This window comes from Acinetobacter sp. YH12126, from assembly GCF_013418745.1.
Classification (GTDB): Bacteria; Pseudomonadota; Gammaproteobacteria; order Pseudomonadales; family Moraxellaceae; genus Acinetobacter; species Acinetobacter amyesii.
In genome coordinates this window covers 1-12,670 of sequence record NZ_VPBM01000033.1, presented here as the reverse complement: position 1 = coordinate 12,670, position 12,670 = coordinate 1, and the positions used below count along the sequence as shown (strand labels likewise).

The window sequence follows — 12,670 nt, the reverse complement described above, 5'->3', positions numbered from 1 at the left end:
AGGCGGAGACAAGTCTACGCAAAGTAAAGATATAAAACTTGCCCTACAATTAGCACAAGATTTAGAGGAGGAGCTGTAAATGGCTATCAAACTTCGTAAATGGGACAGTGCTGAACATCTTAAAACAAAAGAAGATATGCAAGCTTACCTACAAGCCTGTATCGATGAATCTAATGGTGATGCGGCATTCATTGCAAAAGCTTTAGGCAATATTGCTAAGGCTAAAGGAATGGCTCAACTATCAAGAGACACTGGTTTAGGCCGAGAAAGTCTTTATAAAGCACTTTCTGGCGATGTAAATCCAAGCTTTGATACTGTTATTAAAGTCGTAAAAGCACTGAATTTACGCTTAGCAATTTAAAAAAAACTAGTAAAAAAGGGAGCTTAAAGCTCCCTTTTTCAACTTCGCATAACGTGTATTATGTTAATTTTAGAAATATTTAAATATGTGGAAAATATATAAGGAAGAAAGTTCTGATCTTGGATTTGCTATTGGCTGTCTATTTTTACAAGCAATTAATTGGAATGAGTTTAGACAATGGGTTGAGGTATGTATTAATGATTTAAATCAAGAAGAAATACCTCTTTACATGTTTGATCTCATGGATTTTGAAGACTCATTAGCAAAGATTCATTTAGTGATTGGGTTTGTACCAAGTACAGGACTATCAAAAACAGAAAAAATAGCGTTAGAAGGTATTTCTTATTTAAGAGGAGTAGATATTTTCGACCCTATTTCTACCCGAGAAAAATCGATTGAATGCTTAAAGAAAAATCCTCATATATCAGAAAAATTTAAGCGATTTTTTCCTTTTATAAATTTCATTTAGCATAATGGCTGTTATACGAAATAAAAAAAACTAGGCACTGGCCTAGGTCTTAATTTTAAAAAAATACATAAAAATTAAGTTTTTAGACTCGATTTTTTAACTTCGTATAACGTGTATTATGTTAATTTTAAATTAAGTTAACGATTTGATCATAAAAAAAAGTTCCGAAATCACTGTAATATCGGTCAAAGGAAGTATTTTGGTCATTTATGCCTGGTGTCCATATCATTATTTTATCTTCATCACACTCTATGCAATTCAATACAACATAACTCCCATCACCAGTATCACTTATAACGATATAATTATTAGGCAGACCTGATTCCAATCTTTCTTGTAATGTTATCCAAATAGCATCTGGTATGGATGAATTAATAAAATCTGAATCAATCACTCCGTAAAATTCTCGACCACCTATGTCACCACATCCTAATACTTGTAAAAAAAACCTATAGTCATCAGGAAATTTCAAACCGAGAGTTTTTTCTGCCAAAGTAATTAGTTTTTCATCTTTGATACCAGAAAAGTCACTATCCAATTTATGTAAATCTATAATTTTTATGCCTTTAACAACTTTTTCTATACTCATAATAGTTCCATAGCATTAAAAATTTTAGATCAATTTAACATAATGGCTGTTATACGAAATAAAAAAACCTAGGCACTGGCCTAGGTCTGAAATTAAAAAATACATAAAAATTAACGCTATAGTCTCAATTTTTCAACTTCGCATAACGTGTATTATGTTAATTTTAGGGAAACTTAAGTCTTAGTCTGTTCTTTTATAATTTTTCGAGCATCTAAAATATGTACCAATATAAGAATAAATAAGAGACTTAAAGCATATTTAAAATATTGAATAAACAAGATCAATCCAGGTTTAGCAGAATATAAAGCTTTTTTAAAAACATATCCCTTCGAGCCTCTTTCAGGCAGCGTGGGATCACTTGGAAACCAAGTTAAGCTGATACAAATGATAAAAAAAATAAAGAAACAAATCATGGTTGTACTGTACATTGCGAGACCATCACGAGTTCTTATCTGTTTGATAACATCGTTTTTTACCTGTAATTGGATATGTGGTTTTAAGCCAAAAAACTTTCGGCTGAAGAATATAAGAGCAATTGTAATCCAAGTACATAAAGCAAAAAAATCATTTAAAAACTTATGTTTTGATGAAATTTGAAGTTGTTGTGTATTAGAAAAAATCCCGATGAACTCGAAATCAAAGCAAATAACGATTAAGGCTATAACAAAAGGGATAATCAAAAAATAATAAAATGGAGCAATATTATCTAAGTAGTTCGTAATTGAGTTTGTTTTGTGTATTGCCATTAAAGATATTCTAGATTCGTTTATATATTTGATTATAAATAAAATTTATAAAAACTTAAAATACCTAAAATTTTTTATTTAACATAATGGCGGTTATACGAAACGAGAGCTGCTGCTCTCGTTTCGTATAACCGCCATTATGTTAAATGAAGCGAATTTATTCAAAAATTTATTCGATTTGAGTAATTTTAATAATAGTTAAATTTTAAAAAATCATATTTAAATATCAAATTAACAATAAAGTTGGAATTTTCTTATGTTCTTAAAAAAAATAGTTCTAATTAGTACAATAATAACTAGTAGTCTTGCTCTTGCATATGATCCTACAACGCCTTCATATTATTTAACGAAAGAATTGTGTGCAGAATATTATGCAGACTGTATTGATGTCTATGGGTCTGCTGGTAGCGGTGGAATGTCAGAGTGTGGAAACTCTTTAAATACATGCATCACTACAGGTGATTGGAATCCACCAAATCTTCCTGTACCATCATCGGATAGATTATTAAACCTTTTTAGTTCAGAAACTAGAGAAGCTACAACAAGATATACCACGGCCTAATAAATCAGGATCTCAATGTAATATGATTGGGATCCTTACCAACATATATAGAAGAGAAAAATGGATCAATTAAAAAAAATAAATGATGATTTGTATCAAGCTGCAATATTATTAGACAGTATTCCTAGTAAGATTCAATCAGATCCATCACTAGAAAATAGAGAAAATATCTTACTGATAGGAAAAGCTCTCAGTCATATTTTTGAACTCCAAAATAATATTTATAAAATTCGCCCTGATTTAAAAAATAATAATCAGTAATAACAGTTATTTATAGTATTTTTTAAGAAAGATAGCGGCTCATTTGAGAATATAAAAGTAATATTCTATTTGTAATAGTTTCTCTGAAATTAACATAATACGGATTATACGAAACGAGAGTTATCAGCTCTCGTTTTTTGATACAGAAACTGCTAGAATCCTTATACGCCATTGACGTACAAAGAATCTATGTTATTCATTGAAACCAGCATCTTTACCAAGCAAATCAAAGACCTTGTATCTGATGAGGAATATCGTCAACTTCAACAAGATCTATTGGTTCAGCCTGATAAAGGTGACTTGATCAAGAATGGCGGTGGCATTCGAAAAGTACGTTGCGCTCAAGGTAATAAAGGCAAAAGTGGCGGTATCAGAGTAATTTACTATTGGGTAAATGAGGATGATCAAATCTTTTTCTTGGTGGCTTATCCAAAATCTGTAAAAGATAATCTCACGGATAAAGAAACCGCCATTCTGCGCCAACTCGTGAAGGAGCAATTTCATGGATAACAACTTATTTGATGACTTAGTTGCTTCGATTAAAGAAGCTGGAGCAATCAAACGCAAAGAGATCCAAGCAAGTCGAACAACCGAACTTGAATTACCTGATATTAAGGAAGTCCGAGAAAAAACTGGTTTAAGTCAAAGCGAATTTGCTGCACGTCTCCACATCAGTCATCGCACCCTGCAAAACTGGGAACAAGGCCGACGCTATCCGACAGGACCAGCGGCAACATTAATTCGAATCTTAGATGCACATCCTAGCCTTATTTAAAAAAATGCATTAAAAATGGGAGCTTAGCTCCCATTTTTTGACTTCGTATAACGTGTATTATGTTAATTTTAGAAGATCTTAATTTATTTACTGATTAAGACAGAGTCGGAAATTCAACTATTAATTTATGAGTTTCATCAGCATTCCAACTGTATATGGCATCTTGAAGAATATCTTTATAAATTTCTAAGTCTTGTATGGATAATTTGGGAATGTCTCTATGCTTAATGATTATAACGCCTTCATGTATCCAAGATAAGTCACATAAACAGTCAAATAATGCATCCCAATTAGAACCAAAATAGTCCGGAAAATTCAGCTTTAATTTTAGTTCTTCCATTAATTCATCTTTATCCTTCAGCCCCTCTTTAATTAAGGCCAAATAAGGAGTTTGATTAATCTTAGTTGTCATTAAACATATACCTCTTCAATTCTAATAAACGTTTTATAATGATCAGGAGTGTTCTGTCGCATTAAGGATATATATAATTATTTAACATAATGGCTGTTATACGAATTGAATTTTTCTTCATCTAAGAATATAGTGTGATTAACAATGTTAATCACAGGAGCTTAACATGGCTTCAAATGCACTAGTAACTACTCGCATTAATGAAAACATTAAGCATGAAGCAACAGAAGTTCTTGCAACAATGGGCTTAACGGTCTCAGATGCAGTTCGCTTGTTGTTAACCAAAGTCGCGAAAGAAAAGGCCCTGCCTTTTGAGATTTGGCAACCCAGTGCTGAAACCATTGCTGCAATGGAAGAAGATCTAAGCAAAGCAAAGAGCTTCACTTCTGTAAAAGATTTGATGGCTGATCTAAATGCGGACGATTAAGTACACATCAGCATTCAAGAAAGACTATAAACGTGAGAAAAAAGGGCAACATCGAAATACAGTAGATGCTGAACTACAAACTGTTTTAGAGTTATTGCAAGCTGATGAAGCCTTGCCTGAAAAGTATCGTGACCATGCTTTGGTTAGTAATTGGGTAGGTCATCGTGATTGCCATATCAAACCAGATCTTGTTTTGATCTATAAAAAAACAGAGGAAGGTGAGCTGCTAATTTTGAAATTAGTTCGGTTAGGTAGTCATAGTGAATTGGCGATTTGAGTTACCTGATTTTTAACAGGAAAATTTTAAAATTATCTTCAAAAATGGGAGCTTAAGGCTCCCATTTTTAATTTCGTATAACGTGTATTATGTTAATTTTAGATATTCTTAAATTTTAAAGAGTTACACAGTCTGTTAAAATCTTAATGAGAATTAATCTTAATTAAAGGTTTTAAGAATGAATAACAAACTCAAATGGATATTTTTGTATGGTGGATTAGGATGGGGAGTACCATTTGCATTCATTATGTATATTATTCGAGAAATTGAAGGTAAGCCGATAGCTTTCGGCTCACTTCCCGTGTTTCTTATCATTTGTATACTAGCTGGAATGTTTTTCGGAGCAATGATATTTAAATTTACATCAAATAAAAAATCAGCTAATTAAATCCATTTAACATAATGGTTATTATGCGAAGTCGACTTGTAATGCAAATTGCATTACAGTACTCCTAGTAGATTAAAAACTTGGAGATATGATGGCTACTGTTAACTTCAGAGTGGATGAAGCCCTTAAAGAAAAATCCTACTCCATCCTTAAAGAGCAAGGTATTGCACCTACGGATTTCTTTACCAGTATTCTTGAGTATGTTGCTACGACTGGGAAGCTGCCCGTCAAAAAAGCTTTGCTTTCAGAAGAAGATGAAGAATTACTGGCTCTTGTCCGTAAGCGCATTAATGATCCTAAAGAGATGTTTGAGGAAGTCACATTAGATGACTTATAAGCTTTTACGTCACAAGGACTTTACAGCAGAATGGGAAAAAATCCCTAGCGCTATACGAGATCAATTTAAAAAGAAACTAGCCAAAGTCATAGAGCAGCCCCATATTCCAAAGAATATGCTTAGAGGCGATCTTGCAGGCTGCTACAAAATTAAATTATTAAAGGCTGGAGTTCGATTAGTTTATCAAGTCAAAGATGATCAAGTAGTTATCCTACTTATCACTGTTGGAAAACGAGCTGACAGCATAGTTTATGACGAAGCAAAAAAGCGTATTAAAGACTAAAAATGGGAGCTATAAGCTCCCATTTTTGACTTCGCATAACGCGTATTATGTTAATTTTAGGAAACCTAAATAAATGAATATTTTTATTTATTTTTAGATTTCTCTATAAATCGTTTAGTTATTTGTGCTCTAACCTAGAAGTGAATTAAAAGAGTTTCGTAATGAACTATATAAAAATACTTATTTTAATACATTGTATTGCTATATGCGGATGTACTGACACGACAGAATCTAGGTCTAAACCTTTATCAGAAGAATCCGATATCGAATATTATAAAGATATATCAAAACAAGGGGATTTAGTGATTTGGGGGATTTCATCAGATTTAACTATAAAAACCGTTGTAGGCAATAAAAAAAATATTGAGCAAGGTATAGTTTTGACTGACCCTTTTCTTGGTCAGTATCCTATTGATTTTATTCCTAAAGTAAAAATACTAAATGACAATGATAAAATCGAGAAAGTTTCTGATTTTCAGCATCCTATGCGATTTAACTTGCTTTTGAATAATGTTAAAAATATAAAAATTAATAACTTTTATGATAAAAATTATCAAGATCAAGTAAAAGTGTATATACAAAATTTCAGTACACTCGATCCCATATATTTTAAATATAAACAAACACCAAGAGAGTGGATAAATTATTTAATATCACATAAATTTGTAAAATATGAAAATTCATTTAAAAAATTTGATTTAGAGTGCTATTCAATAAATTTGGACTCTGATATCTCTTACCATTGTCTAGGCCACGCATCAGATCCATACAATTCTGAATTTTTAATGAAGATTAATAAAAATCTTACAGATCAAATTGTAGTGACCACAGAAGTTGAAACCCCTCTCTATCCGAACGTAAGAATCGCATGGAGAATGTCTTACGAATCATTAAAAGACTGGAAAACTGTAGATCAAAATATTTGGCGTTTATTAAAAGTTTGGAATGTGAAGAAATAAAGCAATTATCACAATATTTAATCTAATTTTGACTCCATTTAACATAATAGAGGTTATACGAAATGATTTTTAAAATATCCTTGTTTTTCATATAGTTAAAAAATTTCAACCGACCTCAAAAACAGTAAAAAGCTGACTTGGAAACAAGTCGGCTTTTTTATGCGCAGTTTTGATATATTCTGCCAATAAAATTGATCAATATTTAATCAAATTGTCATTTTTCTCTGCGTTATCAAGACAGCGCTGGCTTAAATTATCCCCAATTTCTGCGGACAACTCTTGGGATAAAAATCCACCAATTTTGTACGCTTTGGCTCACACCAATTCCGGCCCTTTGCTCCTATACGATCTGGCTGCAATTTCCTATGATGGATTCATCAGGAACAGGAAGTTCCACACAATAATAAGAACATAGATACGCATAAGGACTGTAAGGTGCGACAGGAGTTATACCAAGCGAACCAATACGAAAAAGCCCAACAGGATGTTGGGCTTTTTTATCGCAGATTCTTTTAAATCAAGATAGTATACACTTCTAGAATGCCAATTTTATTTAGCTAAAATCTATTTTTTGACGAATTTTATATTCTAGATATTCGATTTCATCTATTGTTCTAATTGGTCTGTAAAATTTGAGAACCATTCTGTAAAATTATTGGCTTCCTTCTGGACTTCAATATCTTCATGCCAGTACTGGACTACTTGTCCAAATTTTCCATCTTCAGCAGGATCAAGATCTAAAAAATAAAGATCGCCATTCCCCAAATCAATGATTGGAATCCATTTAAGGTTCCAACCTTCCCCTTTAATCCCATTGACTGATGAGGCGCCTTCCATATCTTCAAATACTCCACTTTCGAATATATCCTTCATTATTTTCCATATTTGAAAAATACTTGAAGTGGATAAAAACTTAGCATCATTAAACAGTCCGTCAGCATTACCCCATTGACCATTGTGGACTTTTAAACAAGCGAGAAAGTCTTCTGGAAGTTTGACACCAATTTTTTCTTCTAAGTTTGAAATCTCTGTATCAGTTGCTGCTGGAGCAAGGTCAGCTAATATAGATGGGTTGGTTTTTTCTAATATATTTTCTAATTTCTGCCAATTTTTTTGCACTTTAAGTTCCTATAAAAATTTATAATTTAAAACATATCGTTAGCTATAATTTAGAGTCTGTTGATATTTGCTTTTTAGAAAATAGCGAGAAAGTAAGATTCAATCGCCAAACCAAATAGATTTCTCACTATTCCTCAAACTAAGCTGGTTGCTCAACATTGATCTAAGTTAAAGGATATTATCGTAAAATTAGATTAATTTAATAAAAATAATATTTTGTATAAGAGATTTCATGTTAAATGTCTTAACTTTTTTGAGGAGGTAATGATGCCTAATAATGAACATGAACATGAACATGAACATGAACATGAACATGTGCATAGTAAATTAATTCAGATTATGAAAGATACTATTGATATTGCAGATATTTTTACTAGAGAAGATGCAAATAATGAGATGCTGTCTGAACAGTTACACAACCAAATGTTTGAACTAAGAAAGGTTATTCGTGACTTAAAAAAATTAAGTCAAAATTAAAATTATATGAATTAAACAATAGGAGCTTTAAGCTCCCATTTTTAGGCGTGTTGTACTGTTAGTTTTAAGCCTAAAGCATTCACTACACGATTAATCGTATCAAAACGTGGTGCAGAGTCGTGACGAAGTGCTTTATACAGAGCTTCACGTCCAATTCCTGCCTCTTTAGCGATTTGAGTCATACCACGAGCTTTGGCAATTACTCCAAGTGCATGCGCTAATTCAGCTGGATCATTCTCTTCTAGAACCATATTGAGATACATCACAATGTCTTCTTCAGTTTTGAGTGATTCAGCCATATCAAAACTTGGTAAATCAGCGACTTTAACCATTTTAATCCTCCAATGTTTTCGACAATTTGACTGCTCGCTTGATATCGTCTTGCTGTGTAGACTTATCTCCTCCACCAAGCATCACAATAACGACGTCACCATGTTGGATGTAATACATCCTCCATCCAGAACCGAAGAATTCTCTCATCTCCCAAACACCATCTTGGAGAGGTTTAATGTCTCCCCAATTTCCACGTTGAACCTTATCTAATCTACGATTCAAGCGAATTCGGGTCATATTGTCTTTAATACCATCTAACCATTCATCAAATTCTGGTAGACGTTTAATTTCAATCATGAGGATTCCTTATCTTCTCACTGTATTGTATTCGATCGAATACAATATGCAAGTAATCTATACGAACATCCATTAATTTCGTATAACAGCCATTATGTTAAATGGAGAGAAAATTAGTCTAAAATTCTTATATATTCTTTTTGTACCCCAGTTAAGATACTCACAAGTTGTTTCTTTAAATTATCAGCATCTTCTTTATAATCAGTATTCCAATCATTCCATTCAGTTGGTCTGTTAGCTAAATCCCAATCGCATAAAGCTAACCCATTTATTACTTCCATATCGAAAATTAAAGTACCTAATTGCTCCTGCATTTCTATAGGAAAATTATCTTTAAAACCATCGTAAATATTTTCAACATTTTTCGTAAATTCAGCATAGTGGTAATGAGTTTCTGTGGGTTTCGAATAGTTCTGTACAAATTCTAAAAGTTCATTCATTTTATTTTCCCTTACCATCAATTTTCCCATGCGATACTGTAACCACATCGCCTCGTTTATTAGTTACCACTGTGACATTATTTGCTGGACTATAATGGTTAGTGGTAGATTTTGTACCTACTGTTTGAGAGCCGTTTTTAATCGTATCTTTTACAACTGATGGCATGATACCTCTATCCTGCATCCTATCAAGAGCATGCCCGGAATAATTACGACCATCGATATTGGTAGGATTATTCCGAACTGGCTGATAACTTGGATTCTTGGGCTGATTCATTTGATTATGGCGACTACCTAAAACACCTGTAGCTTCTTTTCCTAAAACTTTCCCTCCAACTTCTTTTGCCGCCTTACCAATAGCTTTAACTTTTCCAGGGCCAATTACCGCCCCAACAATTTCTCCCTCTTCTAATTTCTTAGGATCAGCAGGTTTCATTCCTAAAGCAGTTAAAACTTTTTCACTTATTCCAAAAGTTAAATTATTTAATACACCTCGAGTGTTATCAGGGTCACCGTGCCCTCCGCCAGTAAATGGTCCTTTGGGTTTATCACTTTGCTTTGTTAATCCCATTGTCATATTTGGCACGTTTGAGGCAGCCTTTGTTATTGGAGATTGGGCAATATTTAATTTTGATATTGCTGAGCTAGCTGATGAAGAACTCTTAGGCTGTGCTACAACAAGGGATTGATTACCAAGAAATGTAGCGCCACATGTTGTTTTATCACCTGCAAGTACTATAGCCCGACCATTAACAATAGTGGTTTGATCAGAAGCAATTGCGGAAACGACAGTTTTACATTGAGGGCAGAAGTGTTTCATACCATTTAAATGAACTGCAATTCCATTAATGATAAAAGTAGTGTCACACTCTGCAACGATCCCACCATGACTAGTTATCGATCCAATGGTAACTAAAGCTTTAGACATAGTTTTATATTTAGGTTTTTTCTTTGTGGCAAATTTATCATAATTATTTAGGTTCGAATCTGAGAAATTATCCTAATTTCTTAACTATTCTAAAATTAACATAGTATGGATTATATGAAATCATCAATGTATGGCTCTAATTTCCTGTTGGAAAGCCATGAAACATCCATTGTATTCCCCATAAGATTACTAAGATGAGAATCACCCAAACAATAATCTTTAACTTATACATTCTGTAAGTTTTCCTAAAATTAACATAATACACGTTATGCGAAATTAGAAAAATGAGTTTATTGCACTGATATTTATCTGTTTTTTAAATTTTAGACCTGGGTTGGTGCCCAGGTTTTTTTATTGCGTATAATCGCCATTATGTTAAATGGAAATTTAAATTCCTAATTTATACTATGAAAAAATTACTTGAGTAGATTAAATGAATATTGATGTAAGCAGAGATCATGGCCAAATTGATAGAAAAATTATTGAGAATTATGCTGAGTCTATTGGTTATAAATTTCCTAAGTCTTATGTTGGATTACTCAGTAAACACAATGGATTAACACCTCAAAAGAACTATTTTGAGTTTTTAGATCATAACAATGAGATGACAGATAGAGACGTATATTTTTATAGCTACGGATATGAAGAAATCGAAATTTGGGATGAAGAAGATCGTAAAAAGTATGAGGATTCCGTCAAAAAATATGAAGCAATTGAATTAAATCAGCCTGATGAACACATGTATGAATTTATGGATAAACATATAGTTATTTTTGGAGAATGTGCAGGTGGTGACTTACTAGCTTTTGATTATCGAGATGATCTTGATACCGATGAACCCGCTATTACTCTAATTTATCATGATGATCTTATCCAAATATCACCAACTGAAAATAAGTTGAGAACTATAAAATTAGCAGATAACTTCACTTCTTTTATGGCTTTATTGAAAGAGGATAATTTTTAAATTTCCCTACAATTAACATAATACACGTTATACGAAGTTAAAAAATTGAGGCTATAGCCTTAATTTTTATCTTTTTTTAAATAAAAAAAGCCCAACAGGATGTTGGGCTTTTTCGTATGAGGTAGTGTAAGGTATAACTCCTGTCGTACCTATCTTCCATGTTTTAGAACTTATCATTTTTGTTTTTGTTTTTGTTTTTGTTTTTGTTGCGGAACTTCCTATTCCTGATGTACTTAGAATAGATGAGTCCTTAGCTCTGAGATAAGGGTGATCTGCCCCAATACATGCACGCTCATGCTTACAGATCAAATTTCGTATATAGCTATTATGCTAAATAAACGGCTAATTTTTATTTTTTACAGATATATTTCACTAAGTTTATTAGCTGGCCTTATTAGAAATAATTTTTCAACTCTTCCTTTAAGGTTTAAAATTCATCCCACTATTTTAATTTTGGTAAAATCAAGTTGAAAAAAATATTAATTATCAGCTTTTTATTTTCACTCTCAGGTTGTGCAACTGTGTATAAAGTGAACGATTCCATTCTTAATCAAGGTAGTCGATATAAAGAACCGGCATCTGGAAAAACAGCTAATGTACGAGTTTTTTATGGAATAGGAAAAAAAATATATATTTATCCAAATTCACAGACTAAAAAAGAATTATCAAAAGATAAGGATGGAGGATTAGCTTTTACAAGTGTTAAAACTCTGGGATTCCAAAAATTTGAATACGCACCTAAAAGTTTAAATATGCCTTATGCACCTCAAAGTGCAACTAATTTTGGAGAGTTTAAAGTACCAGCAGACAGACCTGTAATAGTACAAATGACCTACGGCTATAAGGAAGGTCAAAGATACGAATCCTGTCCATTCAGAATGTTTAAAGTTACATTCGAAGAAAGTAAGGATTATGCATTAATTATGAATACAAATTCAGGTTGCACCTACGAATTTTACGAATATAAAAATGGGCAAGCTCTTAGGATGAAAAATATTGAAAAATTATAGTTTTAAATAATTAAGCATCTCTAAAATTAACATAATACACGTTATGCGAAATTAGAAAAATGAGTTTATTGCACTGATATTTATCTGTTTTTTAAATTTTAGACCTGGGTTGGTGCCCAGGTTTTTTTTGTTATTCACCAATTAAAATGTCTATGCGATAAACCATTTAAAATGTCCTGTTTTTAACTACAAGAGTCAAGCACAGGATTTAAATTTCTTTGTTCAATAACAACTTTCTGAGCTTTACGACTCG

At 32.4% G+C, this 12,670-nt stretch carries 22 protein-coding genes and 2 pseudogenes; 16 read left to right on the top strand and 8 right to left on the bottom strand.

Annotated features, from left to right (window positions below; translation table 11 throughout):
* The 3 genes and pseudogenes from FTU62_RS17530 to FTU62_RS16735 all read left to right on the top strand — a co-directional run.
* A pseudogene (locus FTU62_RS17530) lies at window positions 1-79 on the top strand (type II toxin-antitoxin system RelE/ParE family toxin); the annotation flags it as partial.
* Window positions 80-361 carry an addiction module antidote protein gene (locus FTU62_RS16740; protein WP_180103238.1) on the top strand — a complete coding sequence of 94 codons (282 nt, stop codon included), beginning with the start codon at window positions 80-82 and terminating at the stop codon, window positions 359-361.
* Between the two features lie 85 nt (window positions 362-446).
* Window positions 447-830 carry a hypothetical protein gene (locus FTU62_RS16735; protein WP_086384390.1) on the top strand — a complete coding sequence of 128 codons (384 nt, stop codon included), beginning with the start codon at window positions 447-449 and terminating at the stop codon, window positions 828-830.
* Between the two features lie 127 nt (window positions 831-957).
* Here the strand turns inward: FTU62_RS16735 and FTU62_RS16730 are convergent, their stop codons facing one another.
* Together FTU62_RS16730 and FTU62_RS16725 are read right to left on the bottom strand one after the other, a co-directional pair.
* Window positions 958-1,419 (bottom strand): SMI1/KNR4 family protein, encoded by a 462-nt coding sequence (locus tag FTU62_RS16730; RefSeq protein ID WP_180103237.1) that lies wholly within the window; start codon window positions 1,417-1,419, stop codon window positions 958-960.
* 173 nt (window positions 1,420-1,592) lie between these two features.
* On the bottom strand, window positions 1,593-2,165 hold the full coding sequence (locus tag FTU62_RS16725) for a hypothetical protein (protein ID WP_180103236.1): 573 nt from the start codon (window positions 2,163-2,165) through the stop codon (window positions 1,593-1,595).
* A gap of 256 nt (window positions 2,166-2,421) precedes the next feature.
* Here FTU62_RS16725 and FTU62_RS16720 point away from each other — a divergent pair, with 256 nt between their 5' ends.
* From FTU62_RS16720 to nadS, 4 genes are all read left to right on the top strand, one after another.
* A complete protein-coding gene (locus FTU62_RS16720; protein WP_163146733.1) occupies window positions 2,422-2,727 on the top strand; it encodes a hypothetical protein in 306 nt (101 codons plus the stop codon).
* A 60-nt stretch (window positions 2,728-2,787) separates the two neighbouring features.
* Window positions 2,788-2,988 carry a hypothetical protein gene (locus tag FTU62_RS16715; protein WP_163146734.1) on the top strand — a complete coding sequence of 67 codons (201 nt, stop codon included), beginning with the start codon at window positions 2,788-2,790 and terminating at the stop codon, window positions 2,986-2,988.
* Between the two features lie 189 nt (window positions 2,989-3,177).
* Window positions 3,178-3,498 (top strand): type II toxin-antitoxin system RelE/ParE family toxin, encoded by a 321-nt coding sequence (locus FTU62_RS16710; protein WP_002126330.1) that lies wholly within the window; start codon window positions 3,178-3,180, stop codon window positions 3,496-3,498.
* On the top strand, window positions 3,491-3,763 hold the full coding sequence (nadS, locus tag FTU62_RS16705) for a NadS family protein (RefSeq protein WP_004676016.1): 273 nt from the start codon (window positions 3,491-3,493) through the stop codon (window positions 3,761-3,763). The genes FTU62_RS16710 and nadS overlap by 8 nt, the downstream gene beginning before the upstream one ends.
* A 94-nt stretch (window positions 3,764-3,857) precedes the next feature.
* On the opposite strand, the gene FTU62_RS16700 is transcribed toward nadS, so the two are convergent.
* Window positions 3,858-4,175 carry a barstar family protein gene (locus tag FTU62_RS16700; RefSeq protein WP_180103235.1) on the bottom strand — a complete coding sequence of 106 codons (318 nt, stop codon included), beginning with the start codon at window positions 4,173-4,175 and terminating at the stop codon, window positions 3,858-3,860.
* A gap of 166 nt (window positions 4,176-4,341) precedes the next feature.
* Here FTU62_RS16700 and FTU62_RS16695 point away from each other — a divergent pair, with 166 nt between their 5' ends.
* From FTU62_RS16695 to FTU62_RS16670, 6 genes are all read left to right on the top strand, one after another.
* Window positions 4,342-4,602, top strand: coding sequence for a type II toxin-antitoxin system RelB/DinJ family antitoxin (locus FTU62_RS16695; protein WP_005265047.1), 261 nt, complete (start codon window positions 4,342-4,344; stop codon window positions 4,600-4,602).
* On the top strand, window positions 4,589-4,879 hold the full coding sequence (locus FTU62_RS16690; RefSeq protein WP_004676242.1) for a type II toxin-antitoxin system YafQ family toxin: 291 nt from the start codon (window positions 4,589-4,591) through the stop codon (window positions 4,877-4,879). Before FTU62_RS16695 ends, FTU62_RS16690 begins: the two co-directional genes overlap by 14 nt.
* 178 nt (window positions 4,880-5,057) lie before the next feature.
* Window positions 5,058-5,267 carry a hypothetical protein gene (locus FTU62_RS16685; RefSeq protein ID WP_180103234.1) on the top strand — a complete coding sequence of 70 codons (210 nt, stop codon included), beginning with the start codon at window positions 5,058-5,060 and terminating at the stop codon, window positions 5,265-5,267.
* A gap of 91 nt (window positions 5,268-5,358) precedes the next feature.
* Complete coding sequence (locus FTU62_RS16680) at window positions 5,359-5,604, top strand: type II toxin-antitoxin system RelB/DinJ family antitoxin (RefSeq protein ID WP_000246756.1); 246 nt, start codon at window positions 5,359-5,361, stop codon at window positions 5,602-5,604.
* On the top strand, window positions 5,594-5,887 hold the full coding sequence (locus tag FTU62_RS16675; protein ID WP_180103233.1) for a type II toxin-antitoxin system RelE/ParE family toxin: 294 nt from the start codon (window positions 5,594-5,596) through the stop codon (window positions 5,885-5,887). The genes FTU62_RS16680 and FTU62_RS16675 overlap by 11 nt, the downstream gene beginning before the upstream one ends.
* A gap of 161 nt (window positions 5,888-6,048) precedes the next feature.
* A complete protein-coding gene (locus FTU62_RS16670) occupies window positions 6,049-6,846 on the top strand; it encodes a hypothetical protein (protein WP_180066076.1) in 798 nt (265 codons plus the stop codon).
* A gap of 606 nt (window positions 6,847-7,452) precedes the next feature.
* Here the strand turns inward: FTU62_RS16670 and FTU62_RS16665 are convergent.
* On the bottom strand, window positions 7,453-7,965 hold the full coding sequence (locus FTU62_RS16665) for an SMI1/KNR4 family protein (protein WP_180103232.1): 513 nt from the start codon (window positions 7,963-7,965) through the stop codon (window positions 7,453-7,455).
* Between the two features lie 267 nt (window positions 7,966-8,232).
* Between FTU62_RS16665 and FTU62_RS16660 the strand changes: the two genes are divergently transcribed.
* A complete protein-coding gene (locus FTU62_RS16660) occupies window positions 8,233-8,442 on the top strand; it encodes a hypothetical protein (protein ID WP_180103231.1) in 210 nt (69 codons plus the stop codon).
* A gap of 41 nt (window positions 8,443-8,483) precedes the next feature.
* Here FTU62_RS16660 and FTU62_RS16655 read toward each other — a convergent pair whose 3' ends face one another.
* From FTU62_RS16655 to FTU62_RS17520, 4 genes and pseudogenes are all read right to left on the bottom strand, one after another.
* Window positions 8,484-8,774: an addiction module antidote protein gene (locus FTU62_RS16655; protein ID WP_005093398.1), complete on the bottom strand. Its 291-nt coding sequence runs from the start codon at window positions 8,772-8,774 to the stop codon at window positions 8,484-8,486.
* A 1-nt stretch (window position 8,775) separates the two neighbouring features.
* Window positions 8,776-9,072, bottom strand: a complete 297-nt coding sequence (locus FTU62_RS16650; protein WP_078191612.1) for a type II toxin-antitoxin system RelE/ParE family toxin — start codon at window positions 9,070-9,072, stop codon at window positions 8,776-8,778.
* Window positions 9,073-9,185: 113 nt separating this feature from the next.
* Window positions 9,186-9,512 carry a hypothetical protein gene (locus FTU62_RS16645; protein ID WP_180103230.1) on the bottom strand — a complete coding sequence of 109 codons (327 nt, stop codon included), beginning with the start codon at window positions 9,510-9,512 and terminating at the stop codon, window positions 9,186-9,188.
* 667 nt (window positions 9,513-10,179) lie between these two features.
* Window positions 10,180-10,440 (bottom strand): annotated as a pseudogene (locus FTU62_RS17520) (PAAR domain-containing protein); the annotation flags it as partial.
* A gap of 433 nt (window positions 10,441-10,873) precedes the next feature.
* On the opposite strand from FTU62_RS17520, the gene FTU62_RS16630 reads away from it, so the two are divergent.
* Together FTU62_RS16630 and FTU62_RS16625 are read left to right on the top strand one after the other, a co-directional pair.
* Window positions 10,874-11,407, top strand: coding sequence for an SMI1/KNR4 family protein (locus FTU62_RS16630; protein WP_180103229.1), 534 nt, complete (start codon window positions 10,874-10,876; stop codon window positions 11,405-11,407).
* A gap of 467 nt (window positions 11,408-11,874) precedes the next feature.
* Complete coding sequence (locus FTU62_RS16625; RefSeq protein WP_180024771.1) at window positions 11,875-12,417, top strand: hypothetical protein; 543 nt, start codon at window positions 11,875-11,877, stop codon at window positions 12,415-12,417.
* Window positions 12,418-12,670 lie beyond the last annotated feature (253 nt).

Bases quoted from the DNA above. Each gene is read 5' to 3' on its own strand.
- FTU62_RS16740 (WP_180103238.1), top strand. From the start codon at position 80: ATGGCTATCAAACTTCGTAAATGGGACAGTGCTGAACATCTTAAAACA.
- FTU62_RS16735 (WP_086384390.1), top strand. From the start codon at position 447: ATGTGGAAAATATATAAGGAAGAAAGTTCTGATCTTGGATTTGCTATT.
- FTU62_RS16730 (WP_180103237.1), bottom strand. From the start codon at position 1,419: ATGAGTATAGAAAAAGTTGTTAAAGGCATAAAAATTATAGATTTACAT.
- FTU62_RS16725 (WP_180103236.1), bottom strand. From the start codon at position 2,165: ATGGCAATACACAAAACAAACTCAATTACGAACTACTTAGATAATATT.
- FTU62_RS16720 (WP_163146733.1), top strand. From the start codon at position 2,422: ATGTTCTTAAAAAAAATAGTTCTAATTAGTACAATAATAACTAGTAGT.
- FTU62_RS16715 (WP_163146734.1), top strand. From the start codon at position 2,788: ATGGATCAATTAAAAAAAATAAATGATGATTTGTATCAAGCTGCAATA.
- FTU62_RS16710 (WP_002126330.1), top strand. From the start codon at position 3,178: ATGTTATTCATTGAAACCAGCATCTTTACCAAGCAAATCAAAGACCTT.
- nadS (WP_004676016.1), top strand. From the start codon at position 3,491: ATGGATAACAACTTATTTGATGACTTAGTTGCTTCGATTAAAGAAGCT.
- FTU62_RS16700 (WP_180103235.1), bottom strand. From the start codon at position 4,175: ATGACAACTAAGATTAATCAAACTCCTTATTTGGCCTTAATTAAAGAG.
- FTU62_RS16695 (WP_005265047.1), top strand. From the start codon at position 4,342: ATGGCTTCAAATGCACTAGTAACTACTCGCATTAATGAAAACATTAAG.
- FTU62_RS16690 (WP_004676242.1), top strand. From the start codon at position 4,589: ATGCGGACGATTAAGTACACATCAGCATTCAAGAAAGACTATAAACGT.
- FTU62_RS16685 (WP_180103234.1), top strand. From the start codon at position 5,058: ATGAATAACAAACTCAAATGGATATTTTTGTATGGTGGATTAGGATGG.
- FTU62_RS16680 (WP_000246756.1), top strand. From the start codon at position 5,359: ATGGCTACTGTTAACTTCAGAGTGGATGAAGCCCTTAAAGAAAAATCC.
- FTU62_RS16675 (WP_180103233.1), top strand. From the start codon at position 5,594: ATGACTTATAAGCTTTTACGTCACAAGGACTTTACAGCAGAATGGGAA.
- FTU62_RS16670 (WP_180066076.1), top strand. From the start codon at position 6,049: ATGAACTATATAAAAATACTTATTTTAATACATTGTATTGCTATATGC.
- FTU62_RS16660 (WP_180103231.1), top strand. From the start codon at position 8,233: ATGCCTAATAATGAACATGAACATGAACATGAACATGAACATGAACAT.
- FTU62_RS16655 (WP_005093398.1), bottom strand. From the start codon at position 8,774: ATGGTTAAAGTCGCTGATTTACCAAGTTTTGATATGGCTGAATCACTC.
- FTU62_RS16650 (WP_078191612.1), bottom strand. From the start codon at position 9,072: ATGATTGAAATTAAACGTCTACCAGAATTTGATGAATGGTTAGATGGT.
- FTU62_RS16645 (WP_180103230.1), bottom strand. From the start codon at position 9,512: ATGAATGAACTTTTAGAATTTGTACAGAACTATTCGAAACCCACAGAA.
- FTU62_RS16630 (WP_180103229.1), top strand. From the start codon at position 10,874: ATGAATATTGATGTAAGCAGAGATCATGGCCAAATTGATAGAAAAATT.